The organism is Ruegeria sp. CJ9 (assembly GCF_056536625.1).
Window position 1 is genome coordinate 110,497 of the sequence record NZ_JBQFPY010000001.1, and the last position, 15,407, is coordinate 125,903.

15 protein-coding genes are annotated in these 15,407 nt (G+C 55.4%); 6 read left to right on the plus strand and 9 right to left on the minus strand.

The window, feature by feature from the left end:
- Nucleotides 1-13 precede the first annotated feature (13 nt).
- From ACR0AJ_RS00605 to ACR0AJ_RS00620, 4 genes are all read right to left on the minus strand, one after another.
- The gene (locus ACR0AJ_RS00605) at nucleotides 14-271 is read right to left on the minus strand and encodes a hypothetical protein (RefSeq protein ID WP_170348678.1); all 258 of its coding nucleotides are present in this window, start codon (nucleotides 269-271) and stop codon (nucleotides 14-16) included.
- Between the two features lie 159 nt (nucleotides 272-430).
- Complete coding sequence (tcuB, locus tag ACR0AJ_RS00610) at nucleotides 431-1,510, minus strand: tricarballylate utilization 4Fe-4S protein TcuB (RefSeq protein WP_480739816.1); 1,080 nt, start codon at nucleotides 1,508-1,510, stop codon at nucleotides 431-433.
- Nucleotides 1,500-2,894 carry an FAD-dependent tricarballylate dehydrogenase TcuA gene (gene tcuA, locus ACR0AJ_RS00615; protein WP_480739818.1) on the minus strand — a complete coding sequence of 465 codons (1,395 nt, stop codon included), beginning with the start codon at nucleotides 2,892-2,894 and terminating at the stop codon, nucleotides 1,500-1,502. Before tcuA ends, tcuB begins: the two co-directional genes overlap by 11 nt.
- 11 nt (nucleotides 2,895-2,905) lie before the next feature.
- Complete coding sequence (locus ACR0AJ_RS00620; RefSeq protein WP_480739820.1) at nucleotides 2,906-3,586, minus strand: GntR family transcriptional regulator; 681 nt, start codon at nucleotides 3,584-3,586, stop codon at nucleotides 2,906-2,908.
- 168 nt (nucleotides 3,587-3,754) lie between these two features.
- Between ACR0AJ_RS00620 and ACR0AJ_RS00625 the strand changes: the two genes are divergently transcribed.
- Nucleotides 3,755-4,729 carry an AbrB family transcriptional regulator gene (locus ACR0AJ_RS00625; RefSeq protein ID WP_480739821.1) on the plus strand — a complete coding sequence of 325 codons (975 nt, stop codon included), beginning with the start codon at nucleotides 3,755-3,757 and terminating at the stop codon, nucleotides 4,727-4,729.
- Here ACR0AJ_RS00625 and ACR0AJ_RS00630 read toward each other — a convergent pair.
- The 5 genes from ACR0AJ_RS00630 to ACR0AJ_RS00650 all read right to left on the minus strand — a co-directional run bounded on the left by ACR0AJ_RS00630 (nucleotide 4,698) and on the right by ACR0AJ_RS00650 (nucleotide 10,342).
- Entirely contained in the window at nucleotides 4,698-5,678 is a 981-nt protein-coding gene (locus ACR0AJ_RS00630; RefSeq protein WP_480739822.1) for a D-2-hydroxyacid dehydrogenase family protein, read from the minus strand. The genes ACR0AJ_RS00625 and ACR0AJ_RS00630 overlap by 32 nt on opposite strands.
- A complete protein-coding gene (locus ACR0AJ_RS00635) occupies nucleotides 5,675-5,911 on the minus strand; it encodes a hypothetical protein (protein WP_480646622.1) in 237 nt (78 codons plus the stop codon). Before ACR0AJ_RS00635 ends, ACR0AJ_RS00630 begins: the two co-directional genes overlap by 4 nt.
- A gap of 51 nt (nucleotides 5,912-5,962) precedes the next feature.
- The gene (locus tag ACR0AJ_RS00640; RefSeq protein WP_480739824.1) at nucleotides 5,963-7,051 is read right to left on the minus strand and encodes a 4-oxalomesaconate tautomerase; all 1,089 of its coding nucleotides are present in this window, start codon (nucleotides 7,049-7,051) and stop codon (nucleotides 5,963-5,965) included.
- 91 nt (nucleotides 7,052-7,142) lie between these two features.
- The gene (locus ACR0AJ_RS00645) at nucleotides 7,143-9,173 is read right to left on the minus strand and encodes a tripartite tricarboxylate transporter permease (RefSeq protein ID WP_480739826.1); all 2,031 of its coding nucleotides are present in this window, start codon (nucleotides 9,171-9,173) and stop codon (nucleotides 7,143-7,145) included.
- A gap of 80 nt (nucleotides 9,174-9,253) precedes the next feature.
- Nucleotides 9,254-10,342, minus strand: a complete 1,089-nt coding sequence (locus tag ACR0AJ_RS00650) for a type 2 periplasmic-binding domain-containing protein (protein WP_170409817.1) — start codon at nucleotides 10,340-10,342, stop codon at nucleotides 9,254-9,256.
- Between the two features lie 138 nt (nucleotides 10,343-10,480).
- Between ACR0AJ_RS00650 and ACR0AJ_RS00655 the strand changes: the two genes are divergently transcribed.
- The 5 genes from ACR0AJ_RS00655 (at nucleotide 10,481) to ACR0AJ_RS00675 (ending at nucleotide 15,353) form a co-directional block, all read left to right on the plus strand.
- A complete protein-coding gene (locus ACR0AJ_RS00655; protein ID WP_170409815.1) occupies nucleotides 10,481-11,149 on the plus strand; it encodes a response regulator transcription factor in 669 nt (222 codons plus the stop codon).
- Nucleotides 11,146-12,513 (plus strand): sensor histidine kinase, encoded by a 1,368-nt coding sequence (locus ACR0AJ_RS00660; protein ID WP_480739828.1) that lies wholly within the window; start codon nucleotides 11,146-11,148, stop codon nucleotides 12,511-12,513. The genes ACR0AJ_RS00655 and ACR0AJ_RS00660 overlap by 4 nt, the downstream gene beginning before the upstream one ends.
- A gap of 193 nt (nucleotides 12,514-12,706) precedes the next feature.
- Nucleotides 12,707-13,198: a hypothetical protein gene (locus tag ACR0AJ_RS00665; RefSeq protein ID WP_170375278.1), complete on the plus strand. Its 492-nt coding sequence runs from the start codon at nucleotides 12,707-12,709 to the stop codon at nucleotides 13,196-13,198.
- 172 nt (nucleotides 13,199-13,370) lie between these two features.
- Nucleotides 13,371-14,399, plus strand: coding sequence for an alcohol dehydrogenase catalytic domain-containing protein (locus tag ACR0AJ_RS00670; protein WP_480646613.1), 1,029 nt, complete (start codon nucleotides 13,371-13,373; stop codon nucleotides 14,397-14,399).
- A gap of 285 nt (nucleotides 14,400-14,684) precedes the next feature.
- Nucleotides 14,685-15,353 (plus strand): YrbL family protein, encoded by a 669-nt coding sequence (locus ACR0AJ_RS00675; protein ID WP_302477180.1) that lies wholly within the window; start codon nucleotides 14,685-14,687, stop codon nucleotides 15,351-15,353.
- Nucleotides 15,354-15,407 lie beyond the last annotated feature (54 nt).

Sequence of the window (15,407 nt, forward strand, 5' to 3'; positions counted from 1 at the left end):
GGCGGTAAAGTGCTCACTTCGCCGCCCGTAACATTTCAACACCAACTGCCATCTGCGATGCTTCAACGGTTACAACCGTATTCGGTGTGCCCCAATGGTCGCCTTCTCCGGTCGGTGACAAATTACTCGCTGTTTTTCTCAAACTCGTAATAGCCTGTTTGCCTGCTTTATCTTTAAAACTGATAGCCGTATGCAATGGCCGCGAATGACTGCCCTCCCCGCCGTGCTTGACTATTTTTGCCGTCACAAAGCCCTTGTTGTATCGATCCAAGGACTTCCGTTTGATGTCGAAATAGATCTCGCAAACCGTTGTGAGTGTAAGCCCACCCAGGGTTCGATTTCCTGTCTCTTCGCCATGACACCCTTGGCCACGGTACTCTCAGACCAATGATGCGATACGGTTTGTCCCACGCCCGGCTGCGATTGGTTTTTAACTGTTTGACATCAAAACTCTTTTCCTTTGCGCATCCCTGACAAGAGCTGCAAGCCGGTAAAAACCGTGCGCCATCTTGGTATACGGCATCAAAACAAAGAACGTCAGGACCGATCCAAGATGGACGGCAAGCAGCGCTGGCATCATGGTTGTTGATCCGAGGGCATAAAGACCGAGCCCACTCAACCCCACAAACCCAAGCAACAGGGTAAAAGCGATCTCCCCTCCCCACGCGGAGGGATCACCGAGATTGCGGTCGGATTTTTGTTTCAGGTACACCATGGCGCCGCACCCCACTGTCAGCAAAACGCCGCCAGAAATTCCAAGCAGTTTAGGCAAGGACCAGAGCCCATAGGGCGCATGCATGCTAAAGCCATAGTGCATCACCGTTGCGACCGAAGTTGACGCAAAGCACAACAGGAAGCCATACATTATGGCTTGGTGAATGTGTCGCCGCGCTTGGCTGAAGCGATCTTCGTCCTCAAAATTGCAGCCCTCTGCGTGCCCAGCAGCAAGATCCTGCATCTTACCAGCGCGTTTGAAAGCAGCTGTCACGTCCGCAATTTGAACAGGCTTGCCGCCGACTTCGACCCAATAGCGCCTTAGGCTTAAAGCCATACTAAAGAGCGGCAGCAGGAAGGCAGGCGCAAAGATCGCGACCATCGCATTATGCGACAGGACGGCATAGAAGCCCTCGCCTCCGTTCGATCCAATGGCGCGAATGGCCCAGAACAGCAGGGCAAATCCGATCACAAGCGCCACGGCTATGGCGCCACCATGGGCGTGGAACCGACGCGCCAGAGGTTGCGGCCAAGCGAAGCTTTCCCAGCTGTCCCGCCGCACCTCGGCCAAAGCTTTCGGCAGGTTCAGGTCGAACTCATGCGGAGCTGTATATTGGCAAGCGTAATAGCAACCCCGGCAGTTGTGGCACAGGTTAGCCAGTTGCGTGATGTCCCCATCGGAAAACGCGCGTTCTGCATGCAAGGATGGAAAAACCGAGCAATAGCCTTCGCAATACCGGCAGGCGTTGCAAATTTCGGCCTGACGACGGGCCTCTTGTATCAGTTCAGTTTGCATAAGCGGCGGCCTCACGTCCTGCGATGCGTCCAAAAACGGTTCCTATGGTCATGCCAAAGCCCGCCAAGTAACCTTGTCCAAGGATCGACCCGGCCATGGTTTCTCCGGCGGCCCAAAGGTTTTTGATCTTACCGTCATCAGTCGAACACTGAGCGGTATCGTCGACCTTGAAACCCAGATAGGTGAAGGTCACGCCGGTGCGCAGCGAATAGCCATAGAACGGTGGCTCGGTGATCGGGCGGGCCCAGTTGGTCTTGGCCGGTGTCAGACCAGAGGTTGCAACCCCGTCCAATTCAGTTGGATGAAAGCCCGTTGTGTCACCACAAGCTGCATTGAATTCGCCCACAGTCCCGGTCAATTTTTCGGCTGGCAGGCCCATCATCCCGGCCAATTCTTCCAACGTATCCGCCTTATACGGCGGGAACACTGACGGCATAAACAAATTCAGCGATTTGGCATCGATAATCACATAGCCCACCTGATCCGGTTGGGCTGCTACAAGTCGTCCCCAGATCGCATAGCGCTTTGGCCAGACGTCCTCACCCTCGTCATAAAACCGTTCGGCATCTTTGTTCACAACGATGGAAAACGGCACGCAATCAAGACGAGTGACAATCCCGCCATCGAATTTCGGCGCGCGTCCGTCGATGGCAACGGCGTGACATTGAGTCGGATCTCCAACGCTCTCGACGCCTTGATCCAGAAGGTCTGCCAACACTACACCCCGGTTGTAGGGCGTTCCCCGGATCAAAAAGTTCTTTGCTGGCTCACCCCAGGCACGCGTAAGCCAATCGGTATCGGCCTGAAACCCGCCCGAGGCGACAATCACTGCTTTGGGTGTGATGCGATGCGACTGGCCTTCAAAGGTGTAATCGACCCACTCGATTTGGTCACCGCTCAGTTCCAGATGCGTAACCGCAGCCTCATAAAGCACATCAACGCCCAGACTAGCCGCCGTGCGGTAATAGGCATTCACCAACGACTTGCCACCCCCCATGAAGAATGCGTTGGTCCGTGCCAAAGACAGCGTTCCTGACAATGATGGCTGAAAGCGAACCCCATGTTCCTGCATCCACGTTAGGCACTCTTCTGAAGAACGGATTGCCAGCCGGGCCAGATGCTCATCGGTCTTTCCGCCGGTGACTTTCATCAAATCCGAGAGATATTCGTCTTCGCTGTATTCTTCGATAAGTGGACCAAGAGGAGATCTGTGCATGCAGCGGAAATTACGCGTGTGGCGAGAGTTTCCTCCGCGATACGGTTTTGGCGCCGTTTCAAGGATCAGAACTCGGGCGCCTGCCTCGGCAGCGGTCATCGCGGCACAGAGGGCAGCATTGCCGCCGCCAATCACAGCGATATCGTAAGCTTTACTTTTGGGGACCATGTCCTGACTACCTACTGGCTTTCGTCGATTGTGCGGTCGCGTTCCTGCAACGCACGTATCCGCATCCGTTGCGCGGCCTGAATATGCGCTCGCATTTCCATCTCGGCCGCAGCACCATCACGGGCTTTCAATGCGACCATGATGCGCCGATGTTCGGCCACTGCCGCCTCAGCCCTGTCACCATCCAGCAGTTGCGATGGCCCAAGGATCAACAGCGCCTTTTGAAGCGACAGCATGGATTTCGTCAAAAACCGGTTCTTGGCCGCGTCAAGCAAAGTGGCGTGAAAAACTCTGTTAATCCGTGCCGTATCTGTACCGGTGCCCGCTTCGGCCAGCCGGTCTGTCAGCACGTCCAGCTCATCCAGCTCGACTTCTGACGCCGCGCGAGCTGCCAGCCGGGCTGCGGTACCTTCCAACACCGCGCGCATTTCATAAAGCTCCATGATTTCGGCGTAATCCAGACTTCGAACGGTCGCGCCCTGCCGGGGAACATGGGTAACAAGGCCGTCGGCCTCAAGCTGCCGTATCGCCTCACGCACGGGGGTACGGCTGACGCCTAACCGTTCGGACAACTCGACCTCGCGCAGGCGTTCGCCGGGCAAAAGCGTGCCTTCGCGAATTTCTTCCAGCAAACGCTTATACGCGGAATTTCCTTGCGGACCGGGCTGGAAAGGGTCGTCCTGAATTGTCATTGCGGGCTCTCTTGTCATTGTGTGTCCTGATGTATACAAATGGATACATTGTGAGTCAACAACGCCGGAATTCTTCCCTTGTCCGACCAGTTAAAGACATCTTCTCTGTTGTTAAGACGGGCCGTAACACTCGGCCTTGCAGTATTGGGAACGGGAGTATTCTGGGCATTGAGCTTGCCGTTGCCCTTTCTATTCGGCCCAATGAGCGCTTGTCTGATTGCTGCCTTGGCTCATGCCCCGATGGCGGGTTTCGGTCAGGTCTCAGTCGCGGCTCGCACAATATTGGGTGTGGCGGTTGGGGCGTCTATTACACCGGCCCTGTTTGTTGAATTGCCAAAGATGGCAGCATCGATCGCGCTGATCCCGTTCTTCATCCTTTTGATCGCGCTGGTTGGGGTGCCATTCTTTCGAAAAGTCTGGGGCTTTGACACCACAACCGCTTTCTACGCGGCTATGCCCGGTGGATTGCAGGACATGATCATCTTCGGTTCCGAAGCCGGGGCAAACCCGCGTACCCTATCCCTGATCCATGGCACGCGTGTGCTGATCATCGTGACGCTGGCCCCTTTGTTTTTAACCGTGTTTTACGACGCACAACTCACCAACCCTATCGGAGAGCCCGCCCGCGACCTGCCCTTGCGTGAACTGGCGCTTATGGTTCTGGCGGCCTTTATCGGCTGGAAAGGCGGCGAACGGATCGGCCTGTTCGGCGCGTCCATACTGGGACCAATGATACTGACTGCGGCGCTGTCTCTGGGGGACTTCATTCATACCCGCCCGCCGCGCGAGGCCATCCTTGCGGCGCAGTTCTTTATCGGCTGCGGGATCGGTGTAAAATTTATTGGCGTCACATGGGGTGAATTGCGCAGGGTTGTTGCAGCGGGCTTTGCCTATGTCGTCGTGCTAGCCATACTTGCGGCCGCCTTTACTGCTGTCGTCACTACACTGGGCTTCGGTCAGCCGGTTGAGGCATTTCTTGCTTTCGCACCCGGCGGACAGGCTGAAATGACGGTTCTAGCCATCGTTTCGGGGGCAGATCTTGGCTTTGTGATCACCCACCACCTGACGCGGATCGTTCTGGTCATCATCGGCGCGCCCATCGCGGCCAATCTTATCTTGCGTTGGTCCAAATCTCGGGATTGATCATGTGAATCGGAGCATTCTCGGCATAGGCGTTAACCTGATCGAAGATGTCGGCAAATTGCAGGTCGAACTCATCTTCGGTGACGAAACCGATATGCGGGGTTGCGATCAGGTTGGGATGCGACAGCAACGGATCATTCGGATCTGTAAGGGGCTCTGTATCAAAGACATCAATTGCGGCCTTACCAGGACGACCCGCGTTTAACGCGTCAAGCAACGCACCGGGAACAATTAGCCCTGCACGGGATGTATTCACAAACAGCGCGTCTGATTTCATCTGCGCGAAATCTGACGCCGTGACTATCCCATGCGTGTCTGGTTTCAGGCGCACATGGATCGAGACGACGTCACTGTTGGCAAAGAACGCGTCGCGGTCGGGCGCGACCTGTACTCCATCTGCTTGTGCCCGTGCCCGTCCTTCGTCCGAAGACCACCAGACGACGTTCATACCGAACGCCTCGGCATAACCAGCGACGGCGCGGGCAATACGGCCATAGCCATAAAGGCCCAGCTGCCGCCCCCTCAGTGTTTTGCCTACTCCGGCTTGCCAATGCCCCGCTTTGGCCGAGGCTATCTGTGCAGGTAAATCGCGCATCCCAGCCATGATCAGCGCCCAGGTGAGTTCGGCAGCGGCATATGAGGGCGTCCCGCCATGCATGTTCGAACACAGCAGTACGCCGTGGTCCGAGCATGCCTGCACATCGACATGGGGGTACACGCTGCGCTGGCTGATAAGTTTCAGGTTGGGCAGTTTTTCAATCAAGGCGCGACTGATTTTGGTGCGTTCGCGAAACAGCACCAGCGCCTGAGCCTGATGCAAGCGCGCGGCCAGTTCGTCGGTGTCTTCGACATGATCGGTCCAGACCTTCACGTCATGTTTGGAAAGCTTCCCAAAACAGGGCAGACCCTGCAGCGTATCAAACCAATCATCCAGAATGTGAACCTTCATCGGCTTTCTATACCCTGCCCTGCTGTCAGCTTTCTTGGTGTCGGCACAAAATGCTGCGCGTCGAGTGCGGCAAGCGCACTTCGAACGCGTTCGCTTTGATCAAGTAAATGGTTGAACTGCTCATCGCATCCGGCGATCGGTGTTGGGTATTCCGACATGTCCCGTCTTAGGGCCGCCTGCGCCAACCTGAGTTCCTGACGCGCAATATCAAGGCATTCAGAATAGTCATCCATCGCGGCATCCCTAAATTGTATACCGAAGTATACCAACCTATGATCCCTATTTCAATTCCCGTTCCATACAGATTCCGGAACATAGACATATCCATCCGCCAACTTCCGTGCGGTCCGCACCAGACCTGCTGAGTTGACTTTGAACTCCTGGCCATTTGAAAAGTCCACTAACACGTCGATGTTGCCTGATGCATGTTCCAGCACAACATCAGCCGGGCTTGCCTCGGGTCGATCCAACAAACTGTCGGCGACTGTTCCGGGTGTCAAAGCGCAAGACGCCATACATTGTGCGCCGGTAACGGCCATGGTCGGATGAGTCTTCCACGGCATGAAATACCGAATTGCTAGGGTTCCACCTTTCTTGGCGGGCGCGACAAGGCCGAATTTGGGTGTCACTGATTTTGACACGTCCCCCATGCCCATCAATTTTCCGGCTTCGATCCGAACCGCCTCCATCCGGTCAAAGAAACCGCGGTTGGCATCCAACTCATCAGCGCTTTCATACCCTGTCAGGCCGAAATCTGAGGCCCGCGCGATGGCCATTGGCATGGCAACATCCATACAGGTCACCTCAATCCCCTGCACTGCATCGCGCAGGTTTCCGGTGGGCAAAAATGCACCAGTGGCTGATCCTACAACCCCCATGAAACTAAGTTGTATCGGCGCTGATTGCCCGGGTACTCCGGCGATTTCTGCATCGCCTTCATAGACCAGCTCACCCCCCGGCGTCTGCACTTTGGCTACAACACGGGCACCTGTGTTGACTGCGCGAATGCGAACCTCCGTCACATCACCTTGTGGCTGGAACAAACCCATTTCGATTGCAGCCGGAGCGACGCCGGACAGGATGTTGCCGCAGGTGGGTTTGAAATCGACCAACTTCTCTTCAACCGAAACCTGCGCGAAGAAATAGTCGATGTCGGCCCAGTCATCGTCGCTGACAGACAGCATTGCAACCTTTGTGGTCACCGCTGTGCCACCACCAATCCCGTCGATGTTGATTGATTGCCCTGCCCCAAGGGCCGCGACCAGAACGTCAGCCAACCTGTCCCGATCTTCGGGCAGATCAGAGCGGCGGAAATAAGGCCCCCGCGAAGTGCCGCCACGCATGAAAATATACGGGATTGCTGTCTGGGTCATAGCGAACCTTCCTTTACAAACCGTGTGAGACTTTTTGTGAATTCAGCCCTGTCCGGCCTGCTGTTCATCAGGTCGGGCATCATTGGACCGCTTACTTCAGTGGCCATGGCAAGCTGACCATGTCTTGCAGTAGACCCGGCGGGAAATCACGGTTCAGAGCACCTGCCATGAAGCACATGAAGCCAATGCCGCAGGCGGTCAGGATCAGAGTTAACCGCCAGTCCGCCCCGGAACGAATGCGAAAGAAGGCGATCAGGAACCCAAGCAAGGCGAGGATGAAACCCACAACCCACGTGGCCGCGATCAGACTGGCGAACCATGCCAAAGTAGACCAGAGGCCGTGAGGCGCGCTCGCGTCCTCGCCGGCGATCTCTTTGTCTGCAAAGATTGGATCACCCTCGGGCCGCCGCATCATCTGGATCAGCAATACAACGCAACAGAACAAAGACACGCTGCCGATCACCAGCGGGATGATCTTGTCGGTCATGTTGTAGTCGGGGATCATATTGGCGTTCACCAAAGCGACGATCAGATATGCCATGATCACCAGCAGGAAGATCATCGGCGCACGTTTGGTGCCTGCTTGAACATCACCCTCGGCCATGATCATCTTGGCTTGTCGAATACCTAGAATGATCGAAACAACCGTAACCACGATCAGCACGATGACGATTGGGCTGAACACGTACTCCATCCCCTCACCAAAGCTTTTGCGGAACCGGAAAGAGGCGATCTGGAACGCCTGATTGGTGAACTTCTCAACCGGGTTTGACAGGACAAAACCGATCAGGAAAGCCGGGCGCGACCAGTCGAAACGGCGCAGGAAGATGCCAATAAGACCGATGACAAACAGGGCCAGAAGATCTTCGAAATTCTGACCAGACTGAAAGGCCGCAAAGCTGATCAGCATGAACAGGAACGGCGCCAGATAGGTGAAGCGGATGGTTGTCAGTTTGGCGATACCGCCCGAAGCGGCGATACACAGAATGGTTCCAACGACGTTGGCCAACGCCAACAGCCAGACGATGGAATAGGTAATGTTGAGATTGTCCTTGAGCATGCTCGGGCCAACCTCAATGTCGCCAGACCCCAACAATGCAACTGCACCGATGAAAATCGCCATCGATCCCGAACCGGGAATACCAAACAGCAGAGTAGGAACAAGCCCACCACCCTCTTTCGCGTTGTTCGAGCTTTCCGGGCCAATGACCCCGCGCACTTCGCCCTTGCCAAAGTTGCTCTTGTCCTTGGTGGTTTGCACCGAGTGGCCATAGGCGATCCAGTCGACGACCGAACCTCCGAGGCCGGGGATGACACCGACAACCACACCGATGATCGAACACCGGACCGACAGCCAGATATTCGCAGCCCAATCCTTTACACCATCCAGCCATCCAGCCCCCAACGAGGCCCCCTTGGCGATAGATCGATCCTGTCGCAGCAAAGAGACAATTTCGGGGACGGCAAAAATACCCAAGCCCACGATGACCAGTTTCAGACCGTCTGTCAGATAAGGAATGTCGTAAGTCGCCATCCGCAGCGACCCGCCCGCATCGGCCTCACCGATGGTGCCGACCATCAGGCCCAAACCCGCAGCAGCGATACCTTTCAGTGGAATGCGCCCCGCCAAAATAGCGACCATCGACAGGCCGAGAATGGTGATCATCAGCATCTCGGGCAGGCCAAAGGCCAGCACGATTGGTCGCGCGATCAGAATGAACATGGTCAGGAAGGTCGCGCCAACGAGCCCGCCAAACAACGAAGACGAAAAGGCTGCTGACAAGGCCCGCGCAGCCTCGCCCTTTTTCGCCATGGGGAACCCGTCCAGCACCGTGGCCTGCGAAGCAGAGCTGCCGGGAATACCCATCAAAACAGATGCAAACGTGTCCGAAGTGGGCACAACAGCGACCATTCCGATCATCAGCGCCAGCCCCAGGATCGGGTCCATGCCGAACATGAATGGCAGCAACAGGGAAAGACCGGCTATGCCACCGAGGCCAGGGAAAACCCCTACGGCCAGCCCCATGACAACACCCAATATTAGGTATCCCAGAACGATGGGTTGCAGGATCAGACCCCACGCCTCTCCAAGCGCAGGAAGAGCGGTGGCGAAAACCTCCATAGCGGCCGCCTTTCATAAATTGTCTTGTGTATGGAAAAGCGCGCGCCCTTCGTTACAGGCGCGCGCTGCGGCTTATCGGCTTAGTTCAGCTCGACGCCATAGGCCTCTTTCAGCCAATTCAGGACGTATTCCTTGGCATTGTCGTCGACATTGGTTGCCGTCTGCAGCGCCGACTTAGAACCGTCACCGACGAAAACCGGGTATTTCCCAACGCGCTTGGAGGAGATATCAGCAAAATCCCCGCGCTCAGTCACAGCCTGAAATGCGGCGGTATAAGCATCGACCACTTCCTGCGGTGTGTCGCCCGGCAGAAAGGCCAGTTTCTGCACCGGGAAACCAGCAACGAAGAAGGCTTTCCATGCGTCCCAGGCCTCGCCGCTGGTTTCACAACCATCAGTGGCCTCGCAAACCTCTTTAAAGGTCGGAATGTCCGGGAAGGTCGGGTCGCGGACGATGTTACCGTCAGCGTCCAGTGCGCCCCACGTCATCATTGGCACGGCCTGACCGGCCTCGACCAGCGGTGCCGAACCGCCCAGATAGCCGGACGACGTCTGGTAGTCGATGTTGGCTTCACCGCGCTCAAACATCAGTCGGCCGTCGCCACGACCCTTGATGCCAAATACCGGCTCAACATTCATACCCAACATTTGCCATGCCAAAAGCGGCACGAGGTCCAGCCGGGTCGCGCCCTGCGAACCGTAAATGAAGTTGGTATCTTTCAGTGCATTTGCGGAACCATCAAACTTGGCGCCGTCCTCGGCGTTCAGATAAGCGACACCGCCGGTGCCGGACGCCATCACCGGAATCCAATCATTGTATTCATAGCGGACGCGCGGATCGCTCAGCAGATACGGGAACTGTGTCGAACCCGAGGTGCCGAACAGCAAAGTTCCATCATCGTGCGCCTGTTCCTGGAACCAGTTGGCACCTTTGGTCGAACCTGCGCCGGGCATGAACTTAACAACCACGGTTGGCTGTCCTGGCAGAGCCTCGGACAGAAGTGGTGCAAAGAAATTGGCCCATTTGGCCGAACCGCCCGTTTCCGAAAACGGGATGACCCATTCGATAGTCTTGCCTGAGAAGTCGACCTCGGCTGCGGCGGGTGCCGTGAGACCGGCGGCGGCAATCAGCCCCACGACGGCGCGACGGGTGAATTTGGAAATGGCCATTGGTTCCTCCCTGTTGACCAGACAACCATGCCAGCGACTGTCGCGCCACCATGATCGTAAATGAACTGTGGGGTTGATTCCCCCTCCCATCTGGCAATCATGGAGTGCCAACCTTGCGCGAAACTTGCAGGAGACCCGATGCGGATCGTCATCGTCGAGGATAATGAACCCCTTGCCAACGCAATTGCCTATCGTCTGCGAGACCGAGGACATGCAGCAGATGTACTGACCGACGGCGACGCAGCGAACCTGTATCTTGAACAGGAAAGCGCGGACTTGATCGTTCTGGACATCAACTTACCGGGCCGGTCCGGGCTGGAAATTCTGAAATCGCTGCGCAACCGTGGAGACAGTGCGCCCGTAATTCTGCTGACTGCACGCACTGAGACAAGCGACCGGGTGTCTGGCTTGGACATGGGGGCCGATGATTATCTGGTCAAACCCTTCGAAATGGACGAGTTGGAGGCACGCATCCGGGCGCTTTCACGCCGCAAACAGCTTGATTACGGAGCGCGGGAAAGCATCGGCAGCCTAGAGTTCGACCGCACTGCTCGTCAGGTCAGCGTTAAGGGTGAGGTGATGGATATTCCGCGACGGGAAATAGCGGTGCTGGAATGCCTGTTGGAGCGTCGGGGCAGGATCGTTCCCAAAAGCCAACTAACTGATTACGTCTATGGTGTAGGGGCGGATGTCGAGGTTTCGGCTGTTGAACCTCATGTGTCGCGACTGCGAAAGCGCCTTCAAAACCTAGGTATAAAGATTAAGACAGCCCGCGGTCTGGGGTATCTGCTTGAGGTGCAGAAGTGATTAACCACGGCTCGCTCAGGCTAAGGCTGTTCATTCTTATCCTGACACCTTTGGTGCTGCTTGCAGTGCTGCTTGGGTTTTGGCGTTTTATGGTTGCCCAGAAGACCGCTCAGGAGCTTTTTGACGACAGTCTACTCTCAGCTGGCCTGGCAATTTCGCGTGATGTGGCGATTTCGGGCGGTGATGCGTTGTCGCCCACCACACGCAGTCTGATCCGCGACGCATCGGGCGGTGAGATCTTCTATCATGTGACTGGCCCCGGCGGCATTTACGTGACGGGTTATGCCTACCCTCCGGCATCCGCGAACTCGTCGGTGCAAGAGGTGTACAAGCCACAGTTTTTCGAAGCGATCTACCGCGATGAACCGGTGCGCGTTTTAAAGATGACAGAACGTGTGACCTTGGAAAATCTTGTTGGTGATGCGACGGTCACGGTTTGGCAACGGATGGCGGATCGCAACGCATTTGCCAATGAACTGTCCATTCGCGCCGGAATTGTCATGGGCATCCTGCTGGCCACCTTGGCTGTTGTGGTATGGTTCGGCGTGGCGCGTGGCCTGAGACCATTGCTGGATTTGCAGGACGCAATCGACCTTCGTTCGCCAGATGACTTAAGTGAGATTAAGCGTCCTGTCCCGGACGAAGTGCAAGGTGTTGTAAAGACCTTGAACCGGCTCTTTGGGCAGGTCGAACACAGCATCAACGCCCATCAGGTTTTCATATCCGAAGCAGCTCATCAGTTGCGGAATCCGGCGGCCGCAGTCCAGTCGATGGCCGAGGCGCTTCGGGATGCGAAAACGGATGAAGACCGAGAAAAACGCATCCACGAGCTTGTGTCAGCCGCAAAGAACTCGGCAACGGTGGCCGAACAACTGTTGTCACTTGAAAGGCTCAGGCAACCGACGCACCAGGATCAAATGGATGAGATTGATTTCCGCTTGGTTGTGGAAGAAGCATGTGCCGAGATGGGTGTTCACATCCTGACGAAGGGTATCGAGTTTGACGTTACGATGCCCGAGGCGGCGATCATGGTGTCCGGTGATCGGGTGTTTTTAACTGAGGCCCTGAAGAACCTTTTGGACAACGCTGTAAAGCACGGCGGCACCAAGTTGAGCCGAATTTCTGTTGTGCTGCAGCGTGACGAAGGCGCGGTCAGTGTAACCGTAGCCGATGACGGAGCGGGCCTTTCGCCCGATCAAAGCGAAGCGGTCTTCAGCCGGTTTTCGCAGCTGGACTATTCCGAAGGCAGCGGGTTGGGTTTGTCAATCGTTTCAGCCGTGGCTCAACGGCATGGGGGATCGGTGTCGATCAACCAAGTCGAAAAAGGAGCAAGCATCACGCTCGAGCTTCCAATCATCCTTTAAAACGGACGAATCCGTATGCTGAGCCGTGAAACCGCGCATCTAAAAGTATGGCGGCGTGTTATTGCCGCTCGCTCTTCGCGGATAGGCATAGCATGGCTCAATCCACGGATTTGAAAAGAATTTCCGGGATTTCCCCTTTGAACTCGGGTAATTTTGACCCATCTCGGCGACACATTTTCCAAAGGAGAGACACATGTCGCGTACTATCATATTGGCCGTGGTCATCATTGCCGCTGGCGCAGGAATTTATTTTTACACTACCCAACCAGACCCCACACCCGCCGAACAATTGCAATCGGCGGCAGAGGACGCTTCTGAGGCTGTTAGCGAAGCGGCAAGCTCTGTGACCGAGCAAGCCAGTGAGGCCGCGTCCTCCATCTCGGAACAGGCCTCAGACGCTGCTGAACAAGCAGGGCAAACAGCCACGGATCTGGCTGATCAGGCCGGTGATCAAGTTGCCGCCTTGGCAACTCAGGGCCAGGATCTGCTTAATTCATGGATTGAAGACGGCACACTGACCCTTGATAATTTTGACTATGACACGTTGGTCGCCTCGGTTCAGGAAAGCGATCTGGCGCAGAACCTAAAAACACAAGCCATCCAAATTCTGGACGATATCAAAGCATCGCCTGAAACGATCGCGACAAAGATCCAAGAACTCAGCAATCTGCTGTCAGGACAGTGAAACTCGGCGGGCTGCCATTCGGGGCAGCCCGTCCTCTTTTGGCGTAATCATTATTCTAATCACGTCATCTTGCGTGTCGATTGGTCTTCCACATTGCATTTGATTGGTTGCGATCCAGCAGAACGCAACTCAAATTCTTTAATGCTGCGCCGCTCATTCGGAAGGAACGTCCATGACTACCTTGCCCGCGACCATGTTCGCAACCGTTCTGACACAAGACGGATATTCCGGTGAAGCCACTGGCCCTTATATCGACAGCGCCGGGGATTGGTTGGCCGAGGTGGAACTGCCCGTACCCGAGCCCGGTCCCGGACAAGTTCTGATCAAACTACGTGCGGCCTCGGTCAATCCGTCCGACATCCACTTCATCAAAGGTGAATATGGGCAGCCGCGCGTCAAAGGTGCCCCGGCTGGATTCGAAGGGTGTGGAGATGTCGTCGCAACCGGTTCTGGTGCCGAAGCATTGCGCGGTCAGCGGGTTTCCTTTGTCACTGCGGGTTCCGGCGCGTGGGCAGAATACGTACTGGCCCCGGCGATAATGTGCATTTCGCTGCGCCCCGAGATTTCCGACGAGGATGGTGCAGCTCAGATCGTGAATCCTCTTACAGCAATGGCAATGGTCGACATCGCGCGCACAACTGGAGAGGCGTTTGTCGTTTCGGCAGCGACCAGTCAGTTGGGCAAACTGATGTGTGGCCTCGGACGCGATCTCGGCTTGAAACCGATTGCCTTGGTCCGCCGGGCAGAAACCGTGGGCACCCTAATGGAACTTGGCGCATCGGACGTGTTAGTGACCACCGATCCAGATGTTGTTATAAAATTCGCTAACCTTAGCAAGGGTTTGAAACCCCGTGTTTTTCTAGATGCGGTGGCCGACCAACTGTCCGAGCAGATTTTCTGTTCTATGCCCAACCATGCCCGCTGGATCTGCTACGGAAAGCTCAGCCCCGACCTACCGACTTTAACACAGGCTGGTCAGCTCATCTTTATGGGAAAACAGATTGAAGGGTTCTGGTTGACCAATTGGATTACATCCACGCCACCCGCTGATCAGGCGCGGGTTGTGGCGGAAGTTCAGGCCCGTTTCGCTGACGGACGATGGAAAACCGACATTTCAAAACGGCTCACCTTAAAAGATGTGGTGTCAAGCTTGGCGAACGCTCTGACAAAGAGAGACGGAAAGGTAATCATCACTCCTTAGCGAAACGACGCTCTGGTTAAGGGAATCTCCTCGGTTCGTTTTGCGTGTCGTTCTTGCTGTGACAGTGGGCGTGATTGGCCAGAACGGTGCCGTTGATCGGTGTGCTAAAGTTCGTTTGCCAACTTCGGGAACAATCAATTTATCTCTAAAAAACTATTTATTACCAATAAGGTATACAACTTATTTGAGCCAATATGATTTGGGCGGTCGCTTGTACCTTTTAGGTGGAATTTCAGAGGCACTGCCACAGCTTGCACCATCACGAAACTGTTATAATTTTACAGCATGGCCACGACTCGAATCGACAATCTGGTAAGGCTCAAAAACTCTGAGGTGATTGCTCAGGGTAATCGGCAGTTTGTCTACATGCACCCGGGTACGTCAGACGCGCTTCTAAAAATACCGCAGCCTGACACAATGGATGGTCAGGATGGTCTATTAGGGGATACTTGGTTCGATCGAACGTTTCGGCGATCTACTGTATTCAAAGGTTTCCTGCGCGAGTTTCACGAATCCTTTGACCTTATGGTGCGTTACCAGCACAGGGATGAGGCTATTCCTGTTTGCGAGGTCCGGGGTGTTGTGCAAACCGATATCGGCCTTGCCCTCGTCTATGAACGAATTTCCGAACCCGACGGGCAGTTGTCGCCCAGCCTGAAGGAATTGGCCAAAAGCGGACGCATTACACGAGAACACTTAAATTCTCTGCACAAACACTTCGATATGTTGATCGAAGAACAGGTCCTTATCAGCAACAAGAATACCGGCAATATTGTCTATCAAACGTTTTCTGACGGGTCTGGCCGCTGGGTGTGGATAGACAGTTTTGGTAGCAAGCAGATGATCCCCGTTCGCCGCTGGTTTCGGTCTTTGAACCGGCGCAAGATCAATCAGATCAGAGAGAAATTTACGACCGTTGCCGAGAACGCTTTGCTCTCGAAGTCAGAGCGTTAGTCAACAAACCTCTCTTTGGCCAAAGAAACTACTCACTGGGTATCGGTCAAATAT

Excerpts from the sequence above, each read along its gene's own strand:
- tcuB (WP_480739816.1), bottom strand. The coding sequence starts at position 1,510 with ATGCAAACTGAACTGATACAAGAGGCCCGTCGTCAGGCCGAAATTTGC.
- tcuA (WP_480739818.1), bottom strand. The coding sequence starts at position 2,894 with ATGGTCCCCAAAAGTAAAGCTTACGATATCGCTGTGATTGGCGGCGGC.
- ACR0AJ_RS00620 (WP_480739820.1), bottom strand. The coding sequence starts at position 3,586 with ATGACAATTCAGGACGACCCTTTCCAGCCCGGTCCGCAAGGAAATTCC.
- ACR0AJ_RS00630 (WP_480739822.1), bottom strand. The coding sequence starts at position 5,678 with ATGAAGGTTCACATTCTGGATGATTGGTTTGATACGCTGCAGGGTCTG.
- ACR0AJ_RS00635 (WP_480646622.1), bottom strand. The coding sequence starts at position 5,911 with ATGGATGACTATTCTGAATGCCTTGATATTGCGCGTCAGGAACTCAGG.
- ACR0AJ_RS00640 (WP_480739824.1), bottom strand. The coding sequence starts at position 7,051 with ATGACCCAGACAGCAATCCCGTATATTTTCATGCGTGGCGGCACTTCG.
- ACR0AJ_RS00645 (WP_480739826.1), bottom strand. The coding sequence starts at position 9,173 with ATGGAGGTTTTCGCCACCGCTCTTCCTGCGCTTGGAGAGGCGTGGGGT.
- ACR0AJ_RS00650 (WP_170409817.1), bottom strand. The coding sequence starts at position 10,342 with ATGGCCATTTCCAAATTCACCCGTCGCGCCGTCGTGGGGCTGATTGCC.
- ACR0AJ_RS00655 (WP_170409815.1), top strand. The coding sequence starts at position 10,481 with ATGCGGATCGTCATCGTCGAGGATAATGAACCCCTTGCCAACGCAATT.
- ACR0AJ_RS00665 (WP_170375278.1), top strand. The coding sequence starts at position 12,707 with ATGTCGCGTACTATCATATTGGCCGTGGTCATCATTGCCGCTGGCGCA.
- ACR0AJ_RS00670 (WP_480646613.1), top strand. The coding sequence starts at position 13,371 with ATGACTACCTTGCCCGCGACCATGTTCGCAACCGTTCTGACACAAGAC.
- ACR0AJ_RS00675 (WP_302477180.1), top strand. The coding sequence starts at position 14,685 with ATGGCCACGACTCGAATCGACAATCTGGTAAGGCTCAAAAACTCTGAG.